The sequence below is a fragment of the Pseudomonas syringae CC1557 genome (assembly GCF_000452705.1).
Lineage (GTDB): Bacteria > Pseudomonadota > Gammaproteobacteria > Pseudomonadales > Pseudomonadaceae > Aquipseudomonas > Aquipseudomonas syringae_F.
In genome coordinates this window covers 781,690-801,733 of the sequence record NZ_CP007014.1, presented here as the reverse complement: position 1 = coordinate 801,733, position 20,044 = coordinate 781,690, and the positions used below count along the sequence as shown (strand labels likewise).

Genomic DNA, 20,044 nt, shown 5'->3' with positions numbered 1-20,044 from the left:
CAGTGCCTATTGAGGTTATGAAGAGTCCATCGCCTGAGAGCATGAGATTTTGGCAAAAAGCCCAGAAAGAAAAGATAAAGCAGAAAGCTGACGGAACTTACATAGCAGCAATCTTTGAAGAAGCTGAATTACATCAACATTATGATCAAGAGCGATTTCGCTTTGCCCAGTTGCCGCTCAGATCGCAAGCTTGGTTATTCGTACAACAGGGAGGGAAATGGTCTTTCATTATTTTACTGCCTATATTCCTACTCGTAAGCTTATTAGGCACCGATATACAGACCGCCTCATTTATCACTCTGTACTTTAATAATATTACAGAGACATTTCCCGTTCTTATGGGACCTTGGTTAGTTCTTTGGCTCGTTGGCTACACCGTCATAAACCACTTCCCCAAAATCTGGTTCCGTCCACCAAAAGGCCCACTCTGGGAGCTAAACCGCAGAACCGGCCTGGTCACGATTTTCGACTACAAACGCCACAGAAAGGAAGGAGTAATCGACGAGTTTATCGCCCCGTTCTACGAGTTCGATGCCTACATGGTTACCACGCGTGATCGCCATGGATCTTACTATGGCCTGCTACTCCAGCATCGCTACACAGATCAGCGCATAAACTTTCACGCATTGCTCGGTCCTGACGACTTCCAGCAACGCCCCTGCGCGCTCTGGGACTTTCTGCAAAACTACATGGACGTCAGCGGCCCGATTCCGGATATTCCGCTGTTCGAACCGTACCGGCATTTAGACCCCGTCACCGCCAGCTACGATCAGCAAAACGGCCGCAACCCGCGCTACTGGATCGACATGGATAATGACTCGTTCAAAGCCGAGGTCGATGCCATGTGGCAGCGGGTGTATGCCATCGACACATTTAGCCGCCCTAATCTGATGGCGAGGTATGTGGATTATGGCGTGTGAGGTGTTGTGTAAAGTCTGTAGCGAAGCGTTGCTCGAGGTCGGGTAAAGGCAAAACTCCAACCTCAGTTACGCCTGATATAGCGCAAGGCTGGAGATCTGTGACACGGAGCGTCAAGGGACGCGTGCCCACGCGCATTGGCACTACAGTCGTCGGTGATCTCGGTTGCGTCGGATGTACCGCGTGCACCGGCTTTACTGCCGGTTCCCGGCAGATCGCGAACAAGTTCGCTCTTACGCCCTCCGGGCAGAAGCCAGCTTTTCGGGCCTTCACGACGTGTGGATTACAGACTGCAGCCCGCTTGGGCACGGGCGTTGGCAGGTTCAAAGACCCAACATCAATCCACTCAGGCGTTTGACCTTACGGCGCAGGGCTTCTTCGAAGATGCCCTGGCGGGGCTCGATCAGGCTGAACCAGTGTTTGGCGCGGGTGATGCCGGTGTAGATCAGTTCCTTGGTCAGCACCGGGTTGAGTGCTTCGGGCAGGATCAGGGCGGTGTGGGCGAATTCCGAGCCTTGGGATTTGTGCACGGTCATGGCGTACACGGTTTCCACTTCGTTGAGGCGGCTGGGCAGGACGAAGCGCACTCCGCCGCTGCCGTCGTTACGCGGGAAGGCGACACGCAGGACTTGCTTGCCGTCGCCGTCTCGCTCGGGCAATCGCAGGGCGATGCCGATGTCGCCATTCATCAGGCCGAGGCCGTAATCGTTGTGGGTCATCAGCACCGGGCGGCCTTCGTACCACTGCTGTTCGTTTTCGATCAGGCCAGCGTTGAACAATGCGTGGGTGATGCGCTGGTTCAGGCCTTGCACGCCCCACGGCCCCTTGCGCACAGCGCACAGCAACTGGAATGCATCGAAAGCGTTCAGCACCGAGCGCGCCCAGAGCGTCCAGCACGCGTCGTCGAGTGCCGAATCTTGCGCGGGACGCTCGGCGGCCAGCACGTTGAGATAATGCCGATAACCTTGCGGGCCTTGCTCGCCTTTGCCAAGGCCGTCCAGCACCAGTCGTTCGAACTTGAGGTCCTGCTCGCCCTTGAGCGCCAAGGCGAACAGGTCGTCGTAACTGCCTGCCGACAACAATACGCGTGCCTGTTTGTCCTGCTGTTGGTTGACCAGTCGGGCCAGTTGGCCGATGCCACTGCCTTGGCCGAAGCGGCGCGAATGCCGCAGCATGACCACTTGCTGGGCCAATGGATGCTGTTGCACATCACCCGGTTGCAGCGATCCTTTGCTCAGGTCTTCACCACTGACAGCTTCAAGCCAGGCCTGAGTTTCGGGACTGTAGAACCCCTCTTCAGCATCGCGACACAAATCGCCCAGCACTGCGCCCGCTTCAACAGAGGCCAACTGGTCCTTGTCACCCAGTAGCACCATGCGCGCATGGGGCGGCAGTGCGTCGAGCAGATTGGCCATCATTTCCAGGTCGATCATCGATGCCTCGTCGACGACCAGCACGTCCAGTGGCAGCAGGTTGCCGACGTGATGACGGAAGTGCCGAGTACCGGGGCGACTGCCCAGCAGGCGATGCACGGTGGTCACTTCACTGGGGATTTTCTGTCGCACGTCGGCGCTGACATCCAGGCTCTGCACTTGCTGACTGATGGACTCGGTAAGACGTGCCGCGGCTTTGCCGGTCGGAGCGGCCAACCTGATGCGTAACGGCTGGCCACGCTGCACGGCAGGTGCCTGAAGCAACGCCAGCAAGCGCACCACGGTGGTGGTCTTGCCGGTGCCTGGGCCGCCGGTGATGATGCTGAATGCTCGACGAGTTGCCAGCGCACAGGCCAGTTTTTGCCAGTCGATGACGGCGCCCGGCGCAGAGTCAGCAGCCCCGAACAACGCGTCCAGGCGCTGCGGCAGGTCTTCTGGCGCAGCGTCAGCGTATGCGAGCCGTTGACGCAGTGCCGTAGCGATACGGCGCTCGTAGGTCCAGTAACGGCGCAGGTATAGACGCCGCTCCGCCAGCACCAATGGTTTTTGCAGTGCCTCGGCGCTTGAGTCGCCCTCCTCGGCCACCAGCGTGCTGCGGGCCAGGGCCTCGCACCAGGTCGCACCGTCCAGTGCCGCCAGTAATTGCGATGGCAGCAGCATGGGTGTGCTTTGCAGATCGCCTTCAGGCGGTAGCGACAAGGCGAAGTCCGGTTCTTTCAACGTCTCGTAGAGGTCAAGGCAGACATGACCGTGGCCAAGCTGATGGCTGGTAAACGCCGCAGCCACCAACACCAGCGGATCGGACTGCGGATCGAGTTCGCCAAGGAACGCGACGAACGCCCGGTCCAGTGCGCGCAACCAGCCGCGCTCGACCCAGCGTTCGAGGAGCATTAACAGGTCGTCGACACGGGTCAGCGGACTCAGCTCCGCAAGGCCGGCATCGCCCAGAGCAGGGGGCGACAGGTCGTCAAACGTGCGGATCATGCCAATGCTCCCGAGAGGTCATGCGGTAAAGGCTTGCCCTGAAACAGCAAGTCCAGGCTTTCGATCAATTCGCGAGGCGGGCGGGTGAAATAGGCACCTTGAGACACAGATCGACTGCCGCGCAGGAACAGGTAAAGCGCGCCGCCCATGTGCTGGTCGTAATCATAATCGGCCAGCCGCGCCTTGAGCTGCCGATGCAACGCCAGCAGGTACAGGACATATTGCAGGTCGTAGCGGTTGTCGAGTATCGAGGCCTCCATCGCCAGCTCGGTGTAGGCATCGTCGTCGGCGCCCAGCCAGTTGGACTTGTAGTCGGCGACGTAGTAACGACCTTCATGCTCGAACGTCAGGTCGATGAAGCCTTTGAACATGCCGTTGAGCGAGACGGTTTCGGTCGCGGCACGCGGCGCATTGTCGTGGGTGAAGCGGCGCACAAGGGCATCCATTTGCGCCACGTTGACGTTGTTGCTGGCGAACCAGAACTCCATTTCGACGCGGTACTGATTTGGTTGACTCAGATCGCCCAGCGCCACTGGTGTAGTGCCGGGCGAAAGACGCAACGGCATGTTCAGCAAGTGATGCAGCCAGTCGCGCAGGGTCTCGATCCAGCCAGCCCAACCGCGTCGATTGCAGCGACTGCCAACAGCATCTCTTATCAGCGCCATGTTATGCGCCGTGAGCGCAAAACCGTGGTTGCCCGCCCACTCCAGCAAGCCATGCAGAAAGGTGCCGGGGTTCGGGCCGCGTGGAAAACGATGGATATCACCGCCGCTGGTAAGGATGTCGCGAGGTGCTTCAGGGTCGAGACGTTCATCGTCAAACAGCTTCTGGGCCTGCGGGCTGTCCGGCGACTCGTCGGCACCGGCGGTCACCGTGTCGCCGATTCGCAAAGCGCTGTACGACGCGATCCACCAGTTCTCGGCAGCACGGCGTTTGGGCACCAGCAGCTTGACCAGTGAAGCCTCGTTGCGGGGCGCGACAAAGCTGTCGACGGTGGGCTCAGGGACGGGCTGCAAGGCAATCGCTGCGCAGCCCTCGGCCAGTTCACGCAGCCAGATTTTCAAGGCCGCCGACTCTGGCAACGCCGCGCCGCCGCCCAGCAAATAACCGAGCGCCGAGCGGTGCAGCATCGAGCTGTTGGCATTACCGCGCTTGAGATCGGCGACGCCCAGCCAGCAGGCGTGTTCCGAGCGAGTCAGTGCGACGTATAACAAACGCAGGTCCTCGGCCAGACGCTCGTTATCCGACTGCTGAATCAAGTCCTCGGTGGGCTGCAAACTGATCTGCGCCCGGCCCTCGGCATCGTGAAACTGCAGCGGCAGACGACTGCCATCGACCGGTTTGGACGAGCAAATGAACGGCAGGAACACCAGCGGATATTGCAGCCCCTTGGATTTGTGAATGGTCACCACTTTGACCAGTTGCTCGTCGCTTTCCAGGCGCAGGATCTGCTCTTCTCCCGCCTGACCGGACAGCGCCAGGTGATCGCTCAGGTGACGAATCAACGCTTGTTCGCCATCCAGTTCCGCAGCCGCCTGTTGCAGCAACTCGGACAAGTGCAGCAGGTTGGTCAGCACCCGCTCGCCGTCGGTACGCGAGATCAGTGTCTGCGGCAGGGCAAAGTCGTGCAGCAAACGACGCAGCATCGGCAGCACGCCCTGAATGCGCCATACGTCGCGGTAGCGGCGGAACTGCATAACGCGCTGCTCCCACGCCAGTTCGTCTTGATTCAGACGCTCAAGCTCGGCCAATGGCAGGTCCAGAGTGATACAGGCCAGCGCTGCCCGTAGCATGCGCTCGGAGTCCGGTTCTGCGCAGGCCTTGAGCCATGACAACAGGTCGTGGGCTTCCTGGGCAGCGAATACCGAATCCTTGTCCGACAGGTACACGCTGCGCACGCCCCGTGCCGACAGTTGACTGCGCACGGCCTGCGCTTCTTTGCCGTCGCGGACCAGAATCGCGATGTCGGCTGGACGCAGCCCGCGCAGTGGCTTGTCAGGCGCGACAAAGCCAGCACGGTTTTCCTGACCCGCGTTGAGCAGGCGCACGATCTCGCTGGCGCAACTGGCGGCCAGTTGCTGTCGATAGGCCACACCGGACACCGGCTGCTCGCTTTCCAGATGCCAGACCGTCAACGCCGTCAGTGGGCTGCCATCGAGCTCCAACGTCTCTTTACGACCCTGGGCCAGCGCACTGGAGAACGGCACCGGGTTGTCGCCGCCTTCGCGGAACAGGAATGCGCCACGCCCTTCCGGACGCTGCTCTGCGCGCATGAAGACATGATTGACCGACTCAACCATGGCGTGGCTCGAACGGAAGTTGGTGTCCAGTGTGTGCCATCGACCGTGGGTAGCGTGACGGGCGCGCAGGTAGGTGTAGATGTCGGCACCGCGAAACGCGTAGATCGCCTGCTTGGGGTCGCCGATCAGGAACAGGCCGGTTTGCTCGTCGTTGTCTTCGAGACGATAGATACTCTCGAAGATGCGGTATTGAACCGGGTCGGTGTCCTGGAATTCATCGATCAGCGCCACCGGAAACTGCTCGCGGATCAGGGTCGCCAGGCGCTCGCCGCCAGCACTGCGCAAGGCAGCGTCGAGCCTGAGCAGCATGTCGTCGAAACCCATCTCGGCGCGTCGGCGTTTCTCTTCTTCAAAGCGCGCGCTGACCCACTGCGCAGCGTGCTGCAACACCGCAGCATCCGGTTTGGGTAGCGCATCGAGCGCAGACTTGAGCCCGGCCATCGCCTCGAACGCCGGGTGCGAAGGCGGATCGCTTTTCCAGGCCTCGGCCACGCCTTCTGGCGTCAGGCGCGTGAAACCGGTGCCCAGATCCAGCGTTTCTTCATGTTCGTCGGCGGCCCATGCGGAGAGTTTTTCGAACCACGGTTTGAAGTAACGCTCCTGCATCTTGCGACCATCGACCGCCTTGCGCGCGACGGCGTCCTGGCAGATTGCGTATAGCTCGTCTGCCCAAGCGGCCCACGGCGCTTTAAGGGCGACCAATGCAGCTCGACGTTCCTGCAATGATGCTTCGATCAGTTCGGCGGGCTCTCGATTGTCCGTATTGCGTTCGCGGCCAAACAGGCCTCGCACACGCGGCAACAGCGCCGCCGGACCGCTCCAGTTTTCCCGCACCCAGGTCAACGCGTCGCCACTCATGGGGTAACAGAATCGCCGCCAGTAATCGCGCAGCACTTCGCCGAGCAAATCACTGTGATCGGTTTCCAGCGTCTGGGTGAACAGACTGCCACTGTCGAATGCGTGCTCACGCAGCATGCGCTGGCACCAGCTGTGGATCGTCGAAACGGCTGCTTCGTCCATCCACTGCGCGGCAATGTCCAGTCGGCTGGCGCAGGCTGGCCACTGTTCGGCCTCGAATTGCTCGCGCAAGTCGGCAATCAGACCATCTGGCGCTGAAATCTCGTCACGAAAGAACCGAGCGGCCTCGGCCAGCCGGGTCCGAATCCGATCGCGCAGTTCCTTGGTTGCTGCATCCGTGAAGGTCACCACCAGGATTTGCGGGGGCAGCAGTTCACGGCCAAAACCTGACGGTTCGGCGCCATGGCCAAGCACCAGACGCAAGTACAGCGCCGAGATGGTGAATGTCTTGCCAGTCCCGGCGCTGGCCTCGATCAACTGACTGCCGCGTAATGGAAAGCGTAACGCCAGAGGGAGTGACAGGTTATTCATGCGCCACCCTCCCCGCCGGACAATGATTGCCAGGGCGCGTCGTAAATCGGTTTGTAGAGCGTCTCGCACCAGCCTGCGAACTCTTCGCTGTCCGTCAGCGCATCGAAATCCGGGAACTGCCGGGCCAGTGCAGTGCTTTCGCGGCGCTCGCCGTCAGTGGTCTGGCCATCGCCTTCGTACGCTTTGCGCGCAGCAGCTTCAGCTTTGTCGGCGGGCTGTCCCAGCCAGGCGAACGCGGTTTTGACGGCCACCGGCAGCGGTTGCTGCATGCCATGCAGCCAGGCCATCAGCAGGTGACTCAAGGTGGTCATGGCAGCGTCTTTTTCCAGCGGCTCCAGCATCAGGCTTTCATCACTGGCGACCAACGCAGTGCTCAATGGCAGCCCACAGGCGCAGGCCACCAGATGATTCACCCAAGGACGAATCAGCCGGTGCCATTTACGGGTCTTTTTCGAGCCGATGCTGTTGGGTATCGCCGTCACCAGCAACAGGTCGCCATTGGCGTTGCGGTGCAATCCTCCCAGCCAGCCATCAATGCTGACTGCGCCATGGACGAAGCTGATCGGCAAGGCGCTGCTCAGCGTCTCGGGCCAGAGCGCCAACACGTCGTGGTAACGCTTCAACACATCCGGCAGCGGTTCGATCAGTTCGTCCTGCATGCAAGTGCCAAAACCGGCGAGCGGCAATAAACCGCTGGCCTGCAGTTTCAGCGCTTGCGCGTGGAGGGCGGCGTCAATGTCGTCAGGTGCAGCCATGGCGGCGCTGAGCAGGCTTTCACTAAGCCCGTAACGCTCAAGGGCGTCGAGTACGAACGGCTCCTCATCGGCCAGAGGTGCTTCGGCCACTTCGAAATAGATCTTCAGTCGCTGACTGAAAAAGTGCTTAACCGGGTTTCTCAGAAAGTCCTGTAATTGCGCGATGGTCAGCGGCTCTTCCTGTACGTGGGGTGGCAGCTCACTCGTGGCAGGCAACGAAGCTTCTGTCTCGTGCAGCAAACGCCACTCCCGGGCGAAGCTGAAATAGCCTGTGCCTGCATGGAAGTAACTGGCGCTGAACGGTTGTAGCGGATGATGCAAAGTCAGGGCTTTGAGCAGACGCTCGCCTTCGTCCTGCGGGCTGGCAGCATCGGTTTCGCCTGTCAGTTTCCAGCCGCTGGCGAGGTGGTCACGCAACTGGCCGATCAACACCGACGCAGGACGCTCGCTGTTGTCGCGAATGCTCCGGCCCACCCAACTGACGTACAACTGATCCCTCGCTGACAGCAGCGCTTCGAGCAGCAGATAGCGATCATCCTCACGCCGCGAGCGATCGCCAGGACGGTAATCACTGCCCATCAGGTCGAAGTCCAGCGGAGGTTGAGCGCGAGGGTAGTCACCGTCGTTCATACCCAGCAGGCAGACGACCTTGAATGGGATGGCGCGCATCGGCATCAACGTACAAAAATTCACCGAGCCGGCCAGGAAGCGCTGGGACAATCGACCCTGGTCAAGACCGGCCAGCCAGGCTTCACGAACTACCGTCAGCGGCAGTTCGTCGATCAGCCCGACTGTCGCACAGGTTTCCAGCCAGTTCTCGCGCAGTGTTTCCAACTGAGCCAGCAAGTAGTCGTCATGCTCGCTTTCGGCCTGAAAGAACAGTTGCAGCAGCGCTTGCAGACGTGCGCCCCACGCTTGTGGCGTGGTCGGTGTAGATAATTGCGAGTGGGCAATCTGAAGGGCGTCGATCAAGGCTATCAGAGGACCGATCAAGGCCGCATCCAGCCCGCCGATTTCGTCGTAGGGTTCAATACCGTCGTAGGCCATACCGGCACCCACTGCGTAGCCCAGCAACATGCGGCGCAGGCCGAAATGCCAGCTGTTCTGCTCCAGTGCATCAGGCAACCCCAGGCCAGCACGCTGTTGAGCATTGAGCCCCCAACGAATGCCCGCGCCTTCGATCCAGCGATGCAGCGTTGGCAGGTCGCGCTCCTGAATGCGGAAGCGCGCACGTAATGCCGGAACGTCCAGCAAGTCGAGGATTTCGCTGACCGGAAAACGACTGTCGGGGAGCTTGAGTAAATGCTCGACCGCGATCAGCAAAGGCTCACGGCCACGTTGCCCTTGGTCAGCCAGTGTGAAAGGAATGAAGCGCCGATCATCACGGTCGATCTGGCCGAACACTGCGCGAATATGCGGCGCGTAGCTGTCGATATCCGGGACCATGACGATCACGTCACGCGGGCGCAGGCCGGGGTCCTTGCTGAACCTGGCCAGGAGCTGGTCGTGCAGCACTTCCACTTCGCGCTGGGCACTGTGGGCAATGTGAAAACGCACCGAGCGATCTTCGAGGGGATCGACTGCTGACCATTTTTCCCGCGTTTCATCCAGGGGACGCAATTCGAGGATGTCGTCCTGCAATTGGTTCAGCAGGTTGGCCGGCTCGACTTCACTGAACAGGTCAATGCGCTCGTCCTTGAATGACGAACGATAGCTGCGCGGATCATCATGGCTGTCCAACAGGTTGATGTAGTCACGGCCCTGTTTGCCCCAGGCGGCAAGCAGCGGGTGAGCGTGCTGGTGCAGCGCTTGTGGATCAAGGATCATCGGCATTCCGGTCTTGCGCGCCTGACGCTTGTACTGATGGCGCAGCAGGTCTTTGTCGGCGACGATGTCAGCCCAGTGGTGACGGCAGGGGTTATGCACGCAGAGCAGTACCTGGCTGAACTTCGCCAGGCCCGCCAACGCTTCAAGTGCTTGCGCGGGCAGTGATGAAATACCGAATACGATCACGCGTGCCGGCAAGCCCGCAGGGGCTTCGGTCATGTTGCCGATGCGTTCGATAAAGCGCTGATGCACACCCGCCCGGCTCTGCGCCATGCCTTCGGCACCGACATCGTCAAGCAACGCACGCCACAGTTCGGCCTGCCAGCAATTGGCGGCAGTCAGAGGTCTGGCCTGGTTTCGGGCGTCGCGTAATTGATGGCGTCCTTCGGCCCAGTCTTCCAGCCAGTCGGCGCGGTAGACCTGATACTGGTCGAAGAGATCGGACAGGCGCTCGGACAGTTGATAGCGCTTGCGCAGGTCGGTGTCGTCGGTCAGAAAACGCTGCAGTGGTTCGAAGTGCGGCTGGTTGATGAGCGCAGGGAGTAGGCGCATCAGACGCCAGGTCAGAGGACCTTTGTCGAGCAGCGAGGTCTCGGGGATTTCATCACGGCCAAGAACGGTTCGATACAGCGTCCACATGAAACTGCCGGGCAACTGAACGTCTATGGCTGCTGCGATACCACAGCCACCGGTGTCCTCATCCTGAGCATCTTCGGCAAGTGCCAGCTTGAGCCATTGCGCGATGCCATTGCTTTGCACCAGAGCGATCTCGTTCTCCAGTGGCGACAAGGGATATCGCCGCATCCAGGACACAACCAGACTGCGCAGTTCGTCCGGGCGGTTACCTTGAACCACCATGAAACCGGCGCTTAGTGAGGTTGTAACGGGCATGCTTGCTTCCTTGACCAGTGCAATTGAAACCTGAGGCCGAACCATAAGGGCAAGCGCGCAGGATTGCCATACGCATGTTGATCCGGATGACTGTCGGGGGGTGATATGCGCCGGGGCATCTCGCCTTGCTTAACCAGGCCGATCACCGGCGATGCGGCAACCTGTCGCCCGGCGTGGTAAGGAACGCTCAACCTTTAGAAAAATGGTCACCATCTGCCAGCGAACGTCTAGCCTTCAGGTGCCATGTCCTCACAGAGATGAATTCCCAAATCGTGACGTCCTGGTGCGAGATGCGGCTTAAGTGTCAACATTGGAATTTCATAGTCCCCGGCATTCTGGCGACGAAACTGCAAAGGCTTATCATCGAACAGGTTATCCAGCCGAGCGCCATATGCCTTGCATAGCTGTTCGAACCGAGCAGCGTCCATTTTGCCGGTTTTATAGATTGGGAAGGGTGGCATGACGGTGAACCCAGGATAGAAAAGCACCCCATGCTGGATAGGGAATAGCAGATCATCCAGCGCACCGTTCACCCCTCGACCACTGTAATGGGACTGCCACCCGCCCATGCTGACCACCAGCATAGCCCGCTTTCCTGCCATGCTGCCTTCGCCGTAGCGATCGCCCCAGTGGCTTTCGCTGTGTTCGCCGACACCGTAGGCAAATCCGTAGGCGTAGACGCGTTCAACCCAGCCTTTGAGGATCGCAGGCATCGAGAACCACCACAGTGGGAATTGAAAGATCACGGCGTCTGCCCATAACAGTTTGGCTTGCTCCTCCTCGATGTCTGTCGGCTGGGTGCCGGCGGCGAATACACGCTGCGATTCTATTGCTGGGTTGAACGGTTTTTCGTCGTCATAGCCTGGTGCGTCGTTCGCATCAATGGCAGCTTTCCAACCCATATCGTATAAATCTGAGACCTTGACCTCGTGACCTGCGGTTTTCAGATGAGCGATCGCGAAATCCCTGAGCGAGCCATTGAGCGAACGAGGTTCTGGGTGGGCGTAGATCAGTAGTAGTTTCATAAGGGGCTCCGAGTGGATGTATTCCTCACCGTAACGACTAACCCGATATGATAGAAATGAATTTCAGAAACAGATGGTATTTACATGCACAATACCTTACGTCGTCTAGATCTTAATTTGTTGGTCACGCTGGATGCGCTGTTGTCTGAGCAAAACGTGACACGGGCGGCGCGATTGCTCAATCTCGCTCAACCGACCGTCAGCCTGCAACTGGGTCGGCTGCGAGAAGTTCTGGATGATCCGTTGCTGCTCCCCGGGCCCCGAGGGATGTCGCCTACCGAGCGTGCCCGTCAATTACGCGGGCCACTGCGTGAAGCACTGGTAGCTTTGCAAGGCGCACTGAGCCCTGGTGCTACTTTTGAGCCTGCACTTTCCAATCAGACGTGGAGGGTTGCTGCCAGTGATTATGCAGCGACTGCTTTAGTCTGGCCCTCGCTAGCGCTGCTTAGGCGCCTGGCCCCCAATACCCGCTTGGCACTGTTGAACAAACATCCCGTTAGTCTTGCCAATGATCTGGAAAACGGCCAGCTCGATCTGGCTCTGCACACTCGCGATGAAGCGCCGCCAAAACTGCGTCAGCGGTCTTTGATTCACGAACACTACGTGCTGGCAGGACGGCGCGGTCATCCCGCTTTGGCAACCAGGCTATCGCTCAAAGCGTTCTGCGCTCTTGAACATGCCGTTATGTCACCGAATGGCGCTGGATTCATTGGGAGTACTGACCAGGCACTGGCAGCTAAAGGTCTGGAACGAAGAGTCGTGTTATCAGTGTCTAATTTCAACTCGCTCGTCTCAGCGTTGACGCACAGCGACTTGGTTGCGGTGGTGCCAGAAAGGCTGGTGCGAGATCAGCCAGCACTTCGCGTCCAAGCGCCTCCACTCGCTATTCCGGGTTTTGAAATGCTGATGTTATGGCCCGAACGACTGCACCGAGATCCCGCCCATATTTGGCTACGCAGCCTCATCGCCTCGGCCTTGCAAACAGCCTCCGACTCAGGGTCCACTTAAATTCAAGTGCACGCCATGTTCGGGCTTCGCGGGGCTGGGTAGAGTTGGCCGGACGGTTACGGGGGATGTATGAGGGGCGAGATAATGCTTTTCAAATGCCATAAAAACAAAAACCCTCAACGCGTAAGCGATGAGGGTTTTTGGAATTTAATCTTGACGATGACCTACTCTCACATGGGGAAACCCCACACTACCATCGGCGATACATCGTTTCACTGCTGAGTTCGGGATGGGATCAGGTGGTTCCAATGTTCTATGGTCGTCAAGAAATTCGGGTACCGAGTCGTGCCTTACGGCGCGCTTCAGCAAATCGGGTATGTGATAGTCAGTCGTTCAGGTGTCGTTCGTGACGCAAACCTTCGGTTCATGTCATCTCCACAGTCACCGCAATCTGGCCTTTCGAACAAATTGCTTGGGTGTTATATGGTCAAGCCTCACGGGCAATTAGTATTGGTTAGCTCAACGCCTCACAGCGCTTACACACCCAACCTATCAACGTCGTAGTCTTCGACGGCCCTTTAGGGAACTCAAGGTTCCAGTGAGATCTCATCTTGAGGCAAGTTTCCCGCTTAGATGCTTTCAGCGGTTATCTTTTCCGAACATAGCTACCCGGCAATGCCACTGGCGTGACAACCGGAACACCAGAGGTTCGTCCACTCCGGTCCTCTCGTACTAGGAGCAGCCCCTCTCAAATCTCAAACGTCCACGGCAGATAGGGACCGAACTGTCTCACGACGTTCTAAACCCAGCTCGCGTACCACTTTAAATGGCGAACAGCCATACCCTTGGGACCGGCTTCAGCCCCAGGATGTGATGAGCCGACATCGAGGTGCCAAACACCGCCGTCGATATGAACTCTTGGGCGGTATCAGCCTGTTATCCCCGGAGTACCTTTTATCCGTTGAGCGATGGCCCTTCCATACAGAACCACCGGATCACTAAGACCTACTTTCGTACCTGCTCGACGTGTCTGTCTCGCAGTCAAGCGCGCTTTTGCCTTTATACTCTACGACCGATTTCCGACCGGTCTGAGCGCACCTTCGTACTCCTCCGTTACTCTTTAGGAGGAGACCGCCCCAGTCAAACTACCCACCATACACTGTCCTCGATCCGGATAACGGACCTGAGTTAGAACCTCAAAGTTGCCAGGGTGGTATTTCAAGGTTGGCTCCACGCAGACTGGCGTCCACGCTTCAAAGCCTCCCACCTATCCTACACAAGCAAATTCAAAGTCCAGTGCAAAGCTATAGTAAAGGTTCACGGGGTCTTTCCGTCTAGCCGCGGATACACTGCATCTTCACAGCGATTTCAATTTCACTGAGTCTCGGGTGGAGACAGCGCCGCCATCGTTACGCCATTCGTGCAGGTCGGAACTTACCCGACAAGGAATTTCGCTACCTTAGGACCGTTATAGTTACGGCCGCCGTTTACCGGGGCTTCGATCAAGAGCTTCGCTTGCGCTAACCCCATCAATTAACCTTCCGGCACCGGGCAGGCGTCACACCCTATACGTCCACTTTCGTGTTTGCAGAGTGCTGTGTTTTTAATAAACAGTCGCAGCGGCCTGGTATCTTCGACCGGCGTGGGCTTACGCAGTAAATGCTTCACCCTCACCGGCGCACCTTCTCCCGAAGTTACGGTGCCATTTTGCCTAGTTCCTTCACCCGAGTTCTCTCAAGCGCCTTGGTATTCTCTACCCAACCACCTGTGTCGGTTTGGGGTACGGTTCCTGGTTACCTGAAGCTTAGAAGCTTTTCTTGGAAGCATGGCATCAACCACTTCATGTTCTAAAAGAACACTCGTCATCAGCTCTCGGCCTTAAGATCCCGGATTTACCTAAGATCTCAGCCTACCACCTTAAACCTGGACTACCAACGCCAGGCTGGCCTAGCCTTCTCCGTCCCTCCATCGCAATAACCAGAAGTACAGGAATATTAACCTGTTTTCCATCGACTACGCTTTTCAGCCTCGCCTTAGGGACCGACTAACCCTGCGTCGATTAACGTTGCGCAGGAAACCTTGGTCTTTCGGCGTGGGTGTTTTTCACACCCATTGTCGTTACTCATGTCAGCATTCGCACTTCTGATACCTCCAGCAAGCTTCTCAACTCACCTTCACAGGCTTACAGAACGCTCCTCTACCGCATCATCATAAGATGATACCCGTAGCTTCGGTGCATGGTTTGAGCCCCGTTACATCTTCCGCGCAGGCCGACTCGACTAGTGAGCTATTACGCTTTCTTTAAAGGGTGGCTGCTTCTAAGCCAACCTCCTAGCTGTCTAAGCCTTCCCACATCGTTTCCCACTTAACCATGACTTTGGGACCTTAGCTGACGGTCTGGGTTGTTTCCCTTTTCACGACGGACGTTAGCACCCGCCGTGTGTCTCCCATGCTCGGCACTTGTAGGTATTCGGAGTTTGCATCGGTTTGGTAAGTCGGGATGACCCCCTAGCCGAAACAGTGCTCTACCCCCTACAGTGATACATGAGGCGCTACCTAAATAGCTTTCGAGGAGAACCAGCTATCTCCGAGCTTGATTAGCCTTTCACTCCGATCCACAGGTCATCCGCTAACTTTTCAACGGTAGTCGGTTCGGTCCTCCAGTTAGTGTTACCCAACCTTCAACCTGCCCATGGATAGATCGCCCGGTTTCGGGTCTATTCCCAGCGACTAGACGCCCTATTAAGACTCGCTTTCGCTACGCCTCCCCTATTCGGTTAAGCTCGCCACTGAAAATAAGTCGCTGACCCATTATACAAAAGGTACGCAGTCACCCAACAAAGTGGGCTCCCACTGCTTGTACGCATACGGTTTCAGGATCTATTTCACTCCGCTCTCCGCGGTTCTTTTCGCCTTTCCCTCACGGTACTGGTTCACTATCGGTCAGTCAGTAGTATTTAGCCTTGGAGGATGGTCCCCCCATATTCAGACAAGGTTTCTCGTGCCCCGTCCTACTCGATTTCATTGCAAAGGGATTTTCGCGTACAGGGCTATCACCCACTATGGCCACCCTTTCCAGAGTGTTCCGCTAATCTCAATACAACTTAAGGGCTGGTCCCCGTTCGCTCGCCACTACTAAGGGAATCTCGGTTGATTTCTTTTCCTCAGGGTACTTAGATGTTTCAGTTCCCCTGGTTCGCCTCTTACACCTATGTATTCAGTGTAAGATAACCATCTTATGATGGCTGGGTTCCCCCATTCAGACATCTCCGGATCACAGTCTGTTTGCCGACTCCCCGAAGCTTTTCGCAGGCTACCACGTCTTTCATCGCCTCTGACTGCCAAGGCATCCACCGTATGCGCTTCTTCACTTGACCATATAACCCCAAGCAATCTGGTTATACTGTGAAGACGACATTCGCCGAAAGTTTGCATTTCACAAACTTTACCTTAGCCCGGACACACACCAGTGAAAGAGGTGCCCGGTCTATATTTCTTTCTATCACATACCCAAATTTTTAAAGAACGATCTAATCAAAGACTAGAAATCAACATTCACGCATCAATCCTCAGGATCAATGGAATGCTCATTTCTAAGCTTTCAAACAGAAGCAGTAAGTGGTGGAGCCAAGCGGGATCGAACCGCTGACCTCCTGCGTGCAAGGCAGGCGCTCTCCCAGCTGAGCTATGGCCCCGTATTTCTACAGGCGTTCCCCACACAAAATTGGTGGGTCTGGGCAGATTCGAACTGCCGACCTCACCCTTATCAGGGGTGCGCTCTAACCAACTGAGCTACAGACCCAATTTCGAGCTTGTAGCCGCTAGCTTTGAGCTATCAGCTTGGAGCTTAAAGCTGCTTCTAATCGTCTTCTTCAATGAATCAAGCAATTCGTGTGGGTGCTTATGGTGCAGCTGAGTCGTCGATTAAGGAGGTGATCCAGCCGCAGGTTCCCCTACGGCTACCTTGTTACGACTTCACCCCAGTCATGAATCACACCGTGGTAACCGTCCTCCCGAAGGTTAGACTAGCTACTTCTGGTGCAACCCACTCCCATGGTGTGACGGGCGGTGTGTACAAGGCCCGGGAACGTATTCACCGCGACATTCTGATTCGCGATTACTAGCGATTCCGACTTCACGCAGTCGAGTTGCAGACTGCGATCCGGACTACGATCGGTTTTGTGAGATTAGCTCCACCTCGCGGCTTGGCAACCCTCTGTACCGACCATTGTAGCACGTGTGTAGCCCAGGCCGTAAGGGCCATGATGACTTGACGTCATCCCCACCTTCCTCCGGTTTGTCACCGGCAGTCTCCTTAGAGTGCCCACCTTAACGTGCTGGTAACTAAGGACAAGGGTTGCGCTCGTTACGGGACTTAACCCAACATCTCACGACACGAGCTGACGACAGCCATGCAGCACCTGTCTCAATGCTCCCGAAGGCACTCCTCTATCTCTAAAGGATTCATTGGATGTCAAGGCCTGGTAAGGTTCTTCGCGTTGCTTCGAATTAAACCACATGCTCCACCGCTTGTGCGGGCCCCCGTCAATTCATTTGAGTTTTAACCTTGCGGCCGTACTCCCCAGGCGGTCAACTTAATGCGTTAGCTGCGCCACTAAGAGCTCAAGGCTCCCAACGGCTAGTTGACATCGTTTACGGCGTGGACTACCAGGGTATCTAATCCTGTTTGCTCCCCACGCTTTCGCACCTCAGTGTCAGTATCAGTCCAGGTGGTCGCCTTCGCCACTGGTGTTCCTTCCTATATCTACGCATTTCACCGCTACACAGGAAATTCCACCACCCTCTACCATACTCTAGCTTGCCAGTTTTGGATGCAGTTCCCAGGTTGAGCCCGGGGATTTCACATTCAACTTAACAAACCACCTACGCGCGCTTTACGCCCAGTAATTCCGATTAACGCTTGCACCCTCTGTATTACCGCGGCTGCTGGCACAGAGTTAGCCGGTGCTTATTCTGTCGGTAACGTCAAAACAGATACGTATTAGGTAACTGCCCTTCCTCCCAACTTAAAGTGCTTTACAATCCGAAGACCTTCTTCACACACGCGGCATGGCTGGATCAGGCTTTCGCCCATTGTCCAATATTCCCCACTGCTGCCTCCCGTAGGAGTCTGGACCGTGTCTCAGTTCCAGTGTGACTGATCATCCTCTCAGACCAGTTACGGATCGTCGCCTTGGTGAGCCATTACCTCACCAACTAGCTAATCCGACCTAGGCTCATCTGATAGCGCAAGGCCCGAAGGTCCCCTGCTTTCTCCCGTAGGACGTATGCGGTATTAGCGTCCGTTTCCGAGCGTTATCCCCCACTACCAGGCAGATTCCTAGGCATTACTCACCCGTCCGCCGCTCGCCACCAGGTACAAGTACCCGTGCTGCCGCTCGACTTGCATGTGTTAGGCCTGCCGCCAGCGTTCAATCTGAGCCATGATCAAACTCTTCAGTTCAAACATCTAACTGGGTTTTGAGAAAACCCTAAACTTGGCTCAGCAATCGTTGGTTACATCTTTGATTTCTCGCGGAGTAACTTGGGTTGCTGATAATCTGTTGACTTCAGTCTGACACCACAAGCACCCACACGAATTGCTTGATTCAGTTGTTAAAGAGCGGGTGGTTAAGAGCTTTACTCTCAACCGAGGCGCGCATTCTACAGCGTCTCTTGCATCTGTCAAGCGGTTATTTCAAGAAGCTTTCAAAGTTTCCTTTGTAACTTCAACCACTTGCGCTTCGATCAACTCTAGGTTGCTCATCAGCGGGAGGCGAATTCTACAGCGTTACAACCGCGTGTCAAACTCTTTTTTCTCACCGCTGTCGATCACTCCAGACTCGACCTCCTTCCTCGCTGACTCTCAACTCCAAACCTTCGTAAACTGTTGATCTACAAGAGTTTTTCGTTTCCGTCTGCGCCGGAAGTGGGGCGAATTATAGACAGATCACAGAGGGCGTCAACCGTTATTTTCAACTATCTGCCCTCCACTTCCTGACCCCCCAGTAAACACGGGAGATTGTTCTTTAAAGACGATCTACCCTCCGAAGAATTTACAGGCTGGGGAAGGCGAACTGCGATGCTTCATGACTGGCACGCTGTGGCCAGCGCTGAGTAATCGCCTTGCGACGTGTATAGAAGCGCACGCCATCAGGGCCATAGGCATGAAGGTCGCCGAACAGCGAACGCTTCCAGCCACCGAAGCTATGGTAGGCAACCGGCACTGGCAACGGAACGTTGACCCCGACCATCCCCACTTCGATCTCATCGCAGAACAGCCGCGCAGCTTCGCCATCACGAGTGAAGATGCACGTACCGTTGCCGTACTCGTGATCGTTAATCAGTTGCATGGCCTGTTCAAGGCTATCTACGCGCACGATGCACAGCACCGGCCCGAAGATCTCTTCCTTATAGATACGCATCTGTGGCGTCACGCGATCAAACAGACACCCGCCCATGAAGAAACCCGCCTCATGCCCGGCAACCTGAAGATTGCGACCATCCACGACAAGGGTAGCGCCCGACTGCACGCCGTCTTCTATATAGCCGCTGACTTTATCGCGATGCTGCCCGGTGACCAGCGGCCCCATGTCCAGGCCGCAGGTCGTCCCGGCACCGATCTTCAGGCTCTGGATTTGCGGAACCAGTTTGGCGACCAGCGCATCGGCGATCTGATCACCCACACAGACCGCAACCGAAATCGCCATGCAGCGCTCACCGCAAGAACCATAAGCAGCACCCATCAACGCACTGACCGCGTTGTCCAGGTCCGCGTCCGGCATCAGCACTGCGTGGTTCTTGGCACCACCCAGCGCCTGCACCCGCTTGCCTCGCGCCGCGCCTTCTTTATAGATGTACTCGGCAATCGGCGTTGACCCCACGAAACTCAGCGCCTTGACCTCTGGCGCTTCGATCAGCGCATCCACTGCCACTTTGTCGCCATGCACAACATTGAGCACGCCCTTCGGCAATCCGGCCTCATGCAGCAATTCGGCAATCAACAGCGTAGAGCTCGGATCACGCTCGGATGGCTTGAGAATGAAGCAGTTGCCGCACGCAATGGCCAGCGGGTACATCCACAACGGCACCATGGCCGGGAAGTTGAACGGCGTGATGCCCGCGACAATGCCCAGCGGCTGGAAATCAGACCAAGCATCAATGTTCGGCCCCACGTTACGGCTGTACTCACCCTTGAGCACTTCCGGCGCAGCGCAAGCGTACTCCACGTTTTCGATACCGCGCTTCAGCTCACCCGCTGCATCTTCCAGCGTCTTGCCATGTTCTTCACTGATCAACTGAGCGATACGCGCCTCGTTTTGCTCAAGTAGTTGCTTGAAGCGAAACATCACCTGGGCGCGCTTGGCGGGCGGTGTGTTGCGCCAGGCCGGGAAGGCAGATTTGGCCGAGTCGATGGCTTGCTGGACGGTTTCACGGCTGGCCAGTGCGACCTGATGAATGACCTGCCCGGTCGAAGGATTGAACACATCTGCTGTGCGATCGTTACCGGATACAAATTCGCCGTGGATCAAGTGCTGAATGCTGCTCATGAAAAAGCTCCAAAAAACTGCTTC

Annotated in this window: 7 protein-coding genes, 2 tRNA genes and 3 rRNA genes; 2 read left to right on the top strand and 10 right to left on the bottom strand. The window is 57.1% G+C overall.

All coding sequences use genetic code 11. The features are described 5' to 3' along the window. Positions 1-17 precede the first annotated feature (17 nt). On the top strand, positions 18-920 hold the full coding sequence (locus N018_RS27720; RefSeq protein ID WP_024647460.1) for a hypothetical protein: 903 nt from the start codon (positions 18-20) through the stop codon (positions 918-920). Between the two features lie 321 nt (positions 921-1,241). On the opposite strand, the gene recD is transcribed toward N018_RS27720, so the two are convergent. The 4 genes from recD to N018_RS03795 all read right to left on the bottom strand — a co-directional run bounded on the left by recD (position 1,242) and on the right by N018_RS03795 (position 11,522). Further along, entirely contained in the window at positions 1,242-3,335 is a 2,094-nt protein-coding gene (recD, locus tag N018_RS03810) for an exodeoxyribonuclease V subunit alpha (protein ID WP_025388876.1), read from the bottom strand. Further along, the gene (gene recB, locus N018_RS03805; RefSeq protein ID WP_025388875.1) at positions 3,332-7,024 is read right to left on the bottom strand and encodes an exodeoxyribonuclease V subunit beta; all 3,693 of its coding nucleotides are present in this window, start codon (positions 7,022-7,024) and stop codon (positions 3,332-3,334) included. The genes recD and recB overlap by 4 nt, the downstream gene beginning before the upstream one ends. Beyond that, positions 7,021-10,497: an exodeoxyribonuclease V subunit gamma gene (recC, locus tag N018_RS03800; RefSeq protein ID WP_024647457.1), complete on the bottom strand. Its 3,477-nt coding sequence runs from the start codon at positions 10,495-10,497 to the stop codon at positions 7,021-7,023. The genes recB and recC overlap by 4 nt, the downstream gene beginning before the upstream one ends. A gap of 227 nt (positions 10,498-10,724) precedes the next feature. After that, positions 10,725-11,522: an NAD(P)H-dependent oxidoreductase gene (locus tag N018_RS03795; protein ID WP_024647456.1), complete on the bottom strand. Its 798-nt coding sequence runs from the start codon at positions 11,520-11,522 to the stop codon at positions 10,725-10,727. 84 nt (positions 11,523-11,606) lie between these two features. Here N018_RS03795 and N018_RS25695 point away from each other — a divergent pair, with 84 nt between their 5' ends. Further along, entirely contained in the window at positions 11,607-12,530 is a 924-nt protein-coding gene (locus tag N018_RS25695) for a LysR family transcriptional regulator (protein ID WP_051476164.1), read from the top strand. A 151-nt stretch (positions 12,531-12,681) separates the two neighbouring features. Here N018_RS25695 and rrf read toward each other — a convergent pair. The 6 genes from rrf to N018_RS03760 all read right to left on the bottom strand — a co-directional run bounded on the left by rrf (position 12,682) and on the right by N018_RS03760 (position 20,020). Continuing rightward, positions 12,682-12,797: ribosomal RNA gene (rrf, locus tag N018_RS03785) — 5S ribosomal RNA — on the bottom strand. A 156-nt stretch (positions 12,798-12,953) separates the two neighbouring features. Then, positions 12,954-15,847, bottom strand: a 23S ribosomal RNA gene (locus N018_RS03780). A 242-nt stretch (positions 15,848-16,089) separates the two neighbouring features. After that, a tRNA-Ala gene (locus N018_RS03775) sits at positions 16,090-16,165 on the bottom strand. A gap of 30 nt (positions 16,166-16,195) precedes the next feature. Then, positions 16,196-16,272, bottom strand: a tRNA-Ile gene (locus N018_RS03770). Between the two features lie 123 nt (positions 16,273-16,395). After that, positions 16,396-17,934, bottom strand: a 16S ribosomal RNA gene (locus tag N018_RS03765). The 16S, 23S and 5S rRNA genes sit together here with 2 tRNA genes alongside, the layout of an rRNA operon. Before the next feature lie 592 nt (positions 17,935-18,526). Continuing rightward, positions 18,527-20,020, bottom strand: coding sequence for a CoA-acylating methylmalonate-semialdehyde dehydrogenase (locus N018_RS03760; protein WP_024643353.1), 1,494 nt, complete (start codon positions 20,018-20,020; stop codon positions 18,527-18,529). Between the last annotated feature and the right edge of the window lie 24 nt (positions 20,021-20,044).

Excerpts from the sequence above, each read along its gene's own strand:
- N018_RS27720 (WP_024647460.1), top strand. The coding sequence starts at position 18 with ATGAAGAGTCCATCGCCTGAGAGCATGAGATTTTGGCAAAAAGCCCAG.
- recD (WP_025388876.1), bottom strand. The coding sequence starts at position 3,335 with ATGATCCGCACGTTTGACGACCTGTCGCCCCCTGCTCTGGGCGATGCC.
- recB (WP_025388875.1), bottom strand. The coding sequence starts at position 7,024 with ATGAATAACCTGTCACTCCCTCTGGCGTTACGCTTTCCATTACGCGGC.
- recC (WP_024647457.1), bottom strand. The coding sequence starts at position 10,497 with ATGCCCGTTACAACCTCACTAAGCGCCGGTTTCATGGTGGTTCAAGGT.
- N018_RS03795 (WP_024647456.1), bottom strand. The coding sequence starts at position 11,522 with ATGAAACTACTACTGATCTACGCCCACCCAGAACCTCGTTCGCTCAAT.
- N018_RS25695 (WP_051476164.1), top strand. The coding sequence starts at position 11,607 with ATGCACAATACCTTACGTCGTCTAGATCTTAATTTGTTGGTCACGCTG.
- N018_RS03760 (WP_024643353.1), bottom strand. The coding sequence starts at position 20,020 with ATGAGCAGCATTCAGCACTTGATCCACGGCGAATTTGTATCCGGTAAC.